This is a genomic window from Halomonas urumqiensis, assembly GCF_003028575.1.
Lineage (GTDB): Bacteria > Pseudomonadota > Gammaproteobacteria > Pseudomonadales > Halomonadaceae > Halomonas > Halomonas urumqiensis.
The window spans coordinates 1-8188 of the sequence record NZ_PYUD01000015.1 but is presented as its reverse complement, the minus strand read 5'-3'; the positions used below and the strand labels follow the sequence as shown (position 1 = coordinate 8188).

At 52.7% G+C, this 8188-nt stretch carries 7 protein-coding genes; 4 read left to right on the top strand and 3 right to left on the bottom strand.

Annotated elements, in window-relative coordinates; translation table 11 throughout:
• Positions 1 to 175 precede the first annotated feature (175 nt).
• The 3 genes from C6V82_RS17840 to C6V82_RS17830 are packed head-to-tail and all read right to left on the bottom strand — an operon-like array spanning position 176 to position 3397.
• Positions 176 to 835 carry a GntR family transcriptional regulator gene (locus tag C6V82_RS17840; protein ID WP_102588095.1) on the bottom strand — a complete coding sequence of 220 codons (660 nt, stop codon included), beginning with the start codon at positions 833 to 835 and terminating at the stop codon, positions 176 to 178.
• Positions 836 to 866: 31 nt separating this feature from the next.
• Positions 867 to 1979, bottom strand: a complete 1113-nt coding sequence (locus C6V82_RS17835; RefSeq protein WP_180978271.1) for an iron-containing alcohol dehydrogenase — start codon at positions 1977 to 1979, stop codon at positions 867 to 869.
• Between the two features lie 5 nt (positions 1980 to 1984).
• Positions 1985 to 3397 carry an aldehyde dehydrogenase family protein gene (locus tag C6V82_RS17830; RefSeq protein WP_102588093.1) on the bottom strand — a complete coding sequence of 471 codons (1413 nt, stop codon included), beginning with the start codon at positions 3395 to 3397 and terminating at the stop codon, positions 1985 to 1987.
• Between the two features lie 549 nt (positions 3398 to 3946).
• Here C6V82_RS17830 and C6V82_RS17825 point away from each other — a divergent pair.
• From C6V82_RS17825 to C6V82_RS17810, 4 genes are all read left to right on the top strand, one after another.
• Entirely contained in the window at positions 3947 to 4894 is a 948-nt protein-coding gene (locus C6V82_RS17825; RefSeq protein ID WP_102588092.1) for a hydroxymethylglutaryl-CoA lyase, read from the top strand.
• A gap of 64 nt (positions 4895 to 4958) precedes the next feature.
• Positions 4959 to 5897 (top strand): NAD(P)-dependent oxidoreductase, encoded by a 939-nt coding sequence (locus C6V82_RS17820; RefSeq protein WP_102588091.1) that lies wholly within the window; start codon positions 4959 to 4961, stop codon positions 5895 to 5897.
• Positions 5898 to 6368: 471 nt separating this feature from the next.
• Complete coding sequence (locus C6V82_RS17815; protein ID WP_102588090.1) at positions 6369 to 7229, top strand: transketolase; 861 nt, start codon at positions 6369 to 6371, stop codon at positions 7227 to 7229.
• A gap of 11 nt (positions 7230 to 7240) precedes the next feature.
• Positions 7241 to 8188, top strand: a 948-nt coding sequence (locus C6V82_RS17810; protein ID WP_107164749.1) for a transketolase family protein, incomplete at its 3' end; no start/stop codon positions are given.

The window sequence follows — 8188 nt, the reverse complement described above, 5'->3', positions numbered from 1 at the left end:
CCGATAGCGATCATGTAATGTCGGCAGAGCGCCGGCATCCATGGTGCATCCGCCGCCTCAATGGCCCATATGGTCATCAGGCCGGTGGAGATGATCAGAGCATCACCTCCTTTGGCTAGACTTTGGCTGCAACAATGGCTAAATGTGAGGTCTCATTCTCAGTCTGATTGCTAAGTCATATATGAGATAAAAGTGACTTCAATATCTGTCGCACTAGATTTCGATGATTTTGGCAGAGCCTCCGTGCTTCCTCGCGGTTCCCTGAAGTGATCGCAGCGATGATAAGTCGATGCTCACGTACAGAGTTCTCCCGATCGACATGGATCGGACTGATGAAAGACAAGACCAACTTCATTCGACTGCGAACAGAGTAATAGCTATTAGAAATTAGTGTGTTATCAGATAAGTCGAAAATGGTTTGGTGAAAAAGCTCATCCAGTTCAGCCCATTTCCGAACATTTTCGCGCTCGAGATTCTGCTCCATCTCATCTACGAGGGGGGTGAGCTTGGCCTCGAGCTCGAGCCCGTCGACGTCGTTCATGGAGACTCGTTCAGCCACTAGATAACCTGCCATACCATCTAGGGATTCCACAAGTTCATAGCCTTTGATGAGGTCTGGTATTGTAAAGTCCCGCACGTAGGAGCCCGAGCGGGGGATGATTACTACCAGCTCATCAGCTTCTAACTTTTTTATGGCGTCACGCACCGGAGATACACTCATCTCGAGTTCTGTGGCGATGCAGTGGATGTCGAGCGGCGCTGACGGGCGCAACTTTCCGCTGATGATCCGTTCCCTGATCGTGTTGTACGCTTTCTCTGAAAAATTGCGCGCCATATTCTCGCCTCTCTATGACTCTCAGCCCTCTTCACATGAGCTGGCTGTATACTTGAACGATATCAGTTTTTGAGAGAGGCGTGTAGTTGTTCACCAGAAGCCGCTGCTGGGTTTCGATAACCTTGTCGGCATAGCGATTGGCATCGCCCGCATCCATGCCGTATTCACTCAGTCGGCGCGTCGGCACGACCTTGGCCAAAAGTTCGTCCAGCACATCGAAGGGCGTGCATCCTGGATCACAGGGGCCAAGAATTTCCTCGATCAGGTTCGCGATATCTGCAATCTTTCCGTTGGGCGCTTTTTCGTAATAAATTTTAAATACAGGGGGTAGGAACAGTCTTGTTACCTCCCCATGCGGCACGTGATGTTCACTTCCGAAATGCATCGCTATCGCGTGTACGCCACCGGCCAATATGTTCGCCAGCGCTATTCCAGCCATATTACTTGCGGCAAGGTAAGCCTTAGCGTCTTCTCGTATCACGCTAGGCCCAAGCTCTGTCATACGCTTGTATCCCCGCAGAATCGTCTGCACGGCCGCAAGGCAGAACACATCGGTGTAGGCATTCGCCTTCGGAGCGAGGTAAATCTCAAGCGCATGAACTAGGGCGTCGGCCGATGATGTTGCGAAGACCTGGTAGGGAATTTTCGAGAGAAATTCGTCGATCAGTACCGCATGATCAGCGAAACCTGCATCAAATCCCTTGCCCATTTTACTACCGGTTTCGGGGAAGTCGAAGACAGAAACGCAGGTTACCTCAGAACCTGTCCCGCAGGTTGTCGGCGACAGTATAAGCTCAACCTTGCGTCTGGGCTGTACACCTTGGGCGAATAGAGAATCGACAGATTCGTTCGAGTTGAGTGCAAGCACCTTTGCACAGTCGAGAATTGACCCACCACCGATCGCTATGAGCCGGTCGAAATCGCGTGAGCGTACATCGATCAACATGGCGTCGACGGCGATATCCGTCGGTTCACCATCACAGAAGTCGTCGTAGAACAGTGTCTGTGCTTGGGTGTGTGAAAAGAATGTCTTATAGAGAATTCGCTGAGTGAATATCAGATCTCTCGGGCCGACGACATGCGCGTCCTCGAAGGCAGCGAATGTGTCGTAGTCGTGAATCATTGGACGAATGGCGAATTGCATTGTTCTCATTCCTCCATTTCGATGCGAAGATTAGCGATCTTGTCAAGAAGATGCCCATAAATTGACGCATCGTCAGTTGGCGCCGTGTGCTTGATCGGTTCCGCAATCCTAGTGTTGTTGTAATAATGCTTCTGAGTCACATTCTCAGAAGTAGAGTTTCCACCCCAGCTTCCACAGCCGAGTGAGAATGTCTTCGCAAGACCATTCGACCAGCTCCCAGAATTCGCTACGCCATGGGGCTGACGAACGATGACCCTTGATGTTCGTGTCTCAAGTCCTAGCTTTAGAATGCGTGTGCTGTCATTGGAGTGAATCCCGCAAGAATGCCCGGATCCTGAATAATCAGTGATTTTGTTAACCAGAGACACTGCCTCATCGAAGTCTTCATACTTGTAGCAAGTCAGAACCAGGCTCAATTTCTCGCCTGAGAACGGGTAGTCAGGTCCAGTACCAGTCTCCTCAACGACGATGAAGCTCGTATCCGCCGGCAGCTCGAGTTCGGCTAATGCAGCAATTTCACTGACGGGGCGTGCAACGACTTTACGGGATACGTGTCCATTCTCCCACATGACCGCCTGAAGCTTCTCTTTGTCTGCTGAGGACACGATATAGGCGCCTTGCTCTTTAAGAGTGCGAAGGAAGTCATCGTATACTGAAGCTTGAATGATGACCGAGTTCTCCGCCGAACACCCCGAAGCATTGTCACCTGTCTTTCCGATGCGGATCTTTGCCGCGGCATCCTCGAGATCGGCTGTTTCGTCGATGATGACTGCGGCGTTGCCCACACCCACGCCATAGGCAGGTCGCCCAGAGGAATAGGCTGCTTTAACCATGTCTCCAGAGCCTGTAGCCATCGTCAGATCGCATTGAGCCATAAGCTCATTCGCCAGAGATTTTGACGGCGTATCAATGCACTGGACAAGGTCTTCCGGCGCATTAAGAGACCGCAAGATTCCGCGAATAACGTTGACAACGAACTGGGTTGTGGTCTTGCTTGACGGATGCGGAGCGCAAATTACCGCATTGCGTGCACGAATACCGAGGACTGACTTGAAAATCGGGGTTGCTTCGCAGTTTGTGCTCGGTACAAGGGCGGCGATGACTCCAAAAGGCTTTGCAATGGTGGTGATACCGTTTTCCTCGTCACGATCGATAACACCAACGGTTTTTTCCTTGCGAATGTCGTGAAAGATGGCAGGCATTTTCTGAGTGAGCTTGGAGCGCTTGCTTTCGACCAAGCCCATTTTGGTCTCCTCATATGCCATCTCGGCAATCTGGGTCGCAAGGTCCGGGCGTGATAGGTGGAAGACAATAGCAGCAGCAATCAGATCAACCTGCTCTTGGCTGTAGCCGTCCAGGATCGATTGCGCCTTTCGCGCCTTCATCACAAGTTCGTCAATATATCTAGTATCGCTCATGTTGTCTCTTCCGTCATTGCAGCTGTAATATCTTCTCTTGCATCATCTGACATTTCAGCTATCATGTCAAGCGTGGTGTTGATCTTGCTGCTAAGGCCGCGGCCAGGGTCCCGCGGTTGATCGCGAGGGCGAATGCCAACAGAGGCGTACCTAATGCATGTGAGCAAGTGGAGGTTACGAGGATGGAGAGATTGGATTCCGTATGCGGTCGCAGATGGCGTGCTGGGGGCGTAGCGTCTAGCTCGGGGTCACCATGTCGGATGCCGGCCAGGTCACTTCATTATAGAGGAAGCCTGTAAAAGCAATTTCAAACGACTGATGGCAACTTACGGTCATCGCGTATCCTTTTGGATCCAGAGTCGGTTGACGCTATACACAAGTCAATGACGTCAAGAATCGCTACTCCTTGGGTCGTGAGTTGAGTCGTGTGCTGAAAGGAGTTGAAAGCGGCGGCGTGGAACTTGGCAAGCTTGGTTGACACCAACTCTGATGACCATTCCGTTATGAAGCAAAGGGTATTATCTAACTTGACATCGGGAGGTAAGTGCAATGCAGCGCGGAGAAAAGAAGATATATATGCAAGAAGTCGTCACGCGAGATGGCTTCCAGAATGAGCGAGAGTTCGTAGGCACTGACAAAAAAATAGAACTTATTAATAAGTTGAGTCAGTGTGGTTATTCGAAAATTGAGGTGACCTCTTTCACGTCTCCGAAAGCGATTCCGATGTTGCGCGACGCTGAACAAGTCATGAAAAGCATTACTCGACACCCCGACATCGAGTATACGGTGCTGGTGCCAAACCTGCGTGGTGCTGAGCGCGCACTGCTCTGTGATGTCGATGAGGCTAACCTCGTCATGTCGACCAGCGAAAGCCATAACCAAACTAACCTGAGAATGACGCGTGAAGAGTCGTTTCGTGGTTTGAGTGAGGTCATTAAGGAGATACAGCCGACCCGTACCGCTGTTAATGTTTCGCTCTCAACTGCATTCGGCTGCCCCATGGAAGGTGACGTAACGCTCAAGACGTTGCTCTCATGGGTTGAGCGCTTCGCAGAACACGGTGTGCGCGGTATTACCCTCTGTGACACCACCGGCATGGCTTATCCCACTCAGGTCTCCGAAGTGGTAACCGAATTCAAAGACCGCTTCGGGGACCTCCAGCTCACTGTGCACTTGCATAATACGCGGGGCATGGCATTAACCAATGCCCTGGCGGCGATTCAAGCTGGAGCCGACCGATTTGACAGCGCTCTTGGTGGGCTCGGTGGCTGCCCATACGCTCCCGGTGCCACTGGCAATGTCTCTACCGAGGACCTTGTGCACATGTTGGAGTTGATGGGCTATCGTACCGGTATTGATCTGGAACAGGTTCTCGATGCAGCTGCACAGTTGCCTGCTCTAGTTCATCATGATGTACCAAGTCAGGTTCTCAAGGCTGGGCGCCGCCTCGACCTCCATGATGCACCAAGTTCTATCAAGGAATGTCTTGGTAACTGAGCTTGCACGACTTATGAGCGCTAGAGGGATGCGCCAGTGTTCATTGCTGTAACTAGGTAAGTTTATGAAAATTGTGTTTCTCGATAGTGAAACCGTGCCAAAAAACATTCCTGTTCCCGCGTGGGTGGAGCAATGGGAAAACCTTACGCTTGCTCCTGGCGATAGTGCTGTGGAGGCGTTAAATGAAGCTGATATCGCTATCACCAATAAAGTAAAGATCACGCGTCAAGATCTGGAAAAACTCCCTCAGCTCAAATTTGTGTGTGTGGCTGCCAGTGGCTACGATTGTGTGGATATTGAGGCCTGTCGAGATCATGAGGTAGCAGTTTCCAACTCGCCAGACTATTCCACCAATAGTGTTGCCGAGTCGGTGATATCAGCAATTTATGCCCTACGTCGCCAATTGATTCCCTATTCTGAGGCGAGCTATGATCGTTGGTCGAAGTCATCATTTTTCTGCATGCACATTGCTCCCATCCTTGATGTCACGGGCGCCACTATTGGGATCGTAGGGAAAGGGGATATCGGTAAGCGCGTAGGGCAGCTCGCTGCAGCAGTGGGTATGAAGGTCATCTTCGCCGAGCGCAAAGGGGCGGGCACGGTAAGAAGCGGCTATACGTCCTTCGAGGATACCCTGCGTGAGAGTGACATTCTGTCACTACACTGCCCGGCCGCTCCGGGTTCCATCAACTTGATAGGTGCTCGTGAGTTGTCGTTGATGAAAGAGGGGGCCTGCTTGATCAACACTGCACGTGGGACGCTGGTGGATGCTGAGGCGGTTCTGGCTTCTCTGAATGAGGGGCGCTTGGGCGGTGCTGCTCTTGATGTGCTGGAATCCGAACCTCCCTCGGAAGAACACCCTCTGCTTTGCAATCGGCACCCACGACTCATCATCACTCCCCATGTGGCCTGGGCGAGCACGAGTAGTATAGATAGCTTGATTGGTCGAGTGCTGGAGAATTTGGATGGCTTTTACCGTAGTGAACCGGTCAACCTCGTATAGGTATGTATTTTGTAGCAGCCCTCAAAATCCAGACCAGACGATAAGCTTTGATCATTTCGACAGCTGAGGCTGTTCCGAGTCTAGGTGGAGCGACTGCTCATGCTTACAGTGGCCACGGGCATCACGTCGGGCCAATAGCTGACAGCCCTTTGGTGCCGCCTCTCCCCGATTCCGACAGCACTTCAGTTGATATCGCTGCGTAGTCCTGGAAAGGGAGTCGCATCGGCCTTGCTTGCCCGATTTCAGTTGCTTTGCACTTGCGCAAGGGTTTCATGTGTCCGGATGAATTGGTCAACATTTTGTGCAATGTGATCAAATGTACAGGGAAGGCCTGTGAATACTATTTTTTATATAAAAAGACTTTACAAATCAATAGCATAAACTATCTACTCCTGGTAGACAAAAGTCGAATTTAAAGAGGGTGGTAATGGGTCTATCTTGTAATGGTCAACCAATTCATGGGGGTGGTCAATGAGCGTTGCTGCATCGAGGGTAGAGCCCGAGGACTTGGAGAAGCTGAAGCGGCATGCGTATCGCATTCGCCGCCATGCACTGCTGATGGGCGAAGTCCAAGGACAAGGCTATGTTGGCCAGGCTCTTGGGGTCGCCGACGTGTTGGCAGTGGCGTATTTCCGACATCTTAGGTACCGGGCGGATGACCCCGAATGGGAGGAGCGTGATCGCTTCCTGCTGTCGATTGGCCATTACGCCATCGCTCTCTATGCCGCGCTGATCGAAGCCGGCATCGTCGCGGAAGACGAGATCGAGAACTACGGAAGTGACCACAGCATTCTGCCCATGTCCGGAATGGCAACCTATACGCCGGGCATGGAAATTACCGGTGGCTCCCTGGGCCATGGCCTTGGCATTGGCGTCGGCATGGCCCTGGGGCTCAAGCGCAAGGCAAGAGATTCCTTCGTCTATAACCTGCTTTCTGATGGTGAACTCAACGAAGGTTCCACCTGGGAGGCGGTGGCATCCGCTTCCCACTGGAAGTTGAACAACCTGATCGCCATCGTTGACGTCAATGACCAACAGGCCGATGACAAGTCGTCGACGGTCCTCAGCTACGAACCTATTACAGATCGCTGGGCCGCCTTCGGTTGGGAAGCTTGGCGAGTCGACGGCAATGATCTGGAAGCGTTGGTCCGGGCTTTTGATGCCGCAGTCGGCAGCCAGTCCGACAAGCCTCGTGTGATCATCTGCGACACCCTGATGGGGAGAGGTGTTCCGCTGCTGGAAACCCGTGAAAAGACTCACTTCATCCGTGTGGATGAGAACGAGTGGAGTCTCGCGCTGGCACAGCTGGACGACGTTTACGGGATCAAGTGAGGAGACGCGCAATGACGGCCAAGAAAAAGTTGAAGACCTCGGCGATGATCGCCTCTATCGCGGCGGAAGGACAGCCGACAACGATGGCACCCTTCGGGCATGCCTTGGTTGAGGCTGCAGCATTGAATGACAGGATCGTGGGAATGTCGGCTGACCTGGCGAAATACACCGACTTGCACATCTTTGGTAATGAGTATCCTGGTCGCTTCTACCAGATGGGCATGGCCGAACAGTTGCTGATGAGTGCGGGCGCCGGCATGGCCCGTGAAGGTTTCATTCCCTTCGTCACCACTTACGGCGTATTTGCATCGCGCCGTGCCTATGACTTTATCGCCATGGCGATCGCGGAGGAGAAACTCAACGTCAAGATTGTCTGTGCCCTGCCGGGTTTGACGACCGGTTATGGACCGAGCCACCAGGCTACCGAGGATGTCGCTATCTTTCGTGGCATGCCGAACCTGACCATCATCGACCCCTGCGATGCCATCGATATCCAGCAATCCGTCCAGGCCATGGTCGACCACGATGGGCCTGTCTATATGCGACTCCTGCGGGGCAAAGTGCCCAATGTGCTGGACCGTTTCGATGACTATCGCTTCGAGATTGGCAAGGCTAAGCGCCTGATCGAAGGCGGCGACGCCCTGATCATTTCCTCCGGCCTTATGACGATGCGGGCCATCGAGGCGGCGGATGAACTCATGGAAGCTGGCGTGGCGGTCACGGTTGTCCACTGCCCGACCATCAAGCCGCTGGACGAGGAGACGATCCTGTCTGAAGTGCGATGTCACGAAGGTAAGCCAGTGTTCGTGGCCGAGAATCACTCTGTGATCGGTGGCCTAGGAGAAAGCGTTGCCTCGCTGCTGATGCGGAACGGGGTTTCGGCGAAGTTCCAGCAGATCGGTCTGCCAGATGAGTTCCTGGATGCCGGCGCCCTGCCGACATTACATGATCGCTATGGA